Raw genomic sequence first — 234 nt, 5'->3', positions numbered from 1 at the left:
TCAATAGGCTGCCTTCCGTGTATTGGGTTGACACTTCCAGGGTGTAGCTTCCTGCGGGTAGGGCTGGAATCACCACAATAAGCTCCGAAGGATTGTTGACGACAATGTCGAACGCTTCCACCTGGGTTCTGGACTGGGTAGCGGTATTAACGAAATAAACTCCCCGCATAGGATCATCGCCCATGATTTTGATCTTGCTGCCTACGATCTTCAGGTTTTTACCCGGAGTAAGAA

The 234-nt window shown here is 49.6% G+C and carries 1 protein-coding gene; it reads right to left on the bottom strand.

Features of this window, described 5'->3' with window-relative positions; translation table 11 throughout:
- Positions 1–234, bottom strand: a 234-nt coding sequence (locus ACPYOJ_RS36915) for a DUF4469 domain-containing protein (RefSeq protein ID WP_481420621.1), incomplete at both ends; no start/stop codon positions are given.

It is taken from the genome of Rhizobium sp. SVR5-9E (genome assembly GCF_056755095.1).
The sequence above is the reverse complement of the archived record's forward strand: the minus strand, read 5'-3'. Positions and strand labels throughout refer to the sequence as shown.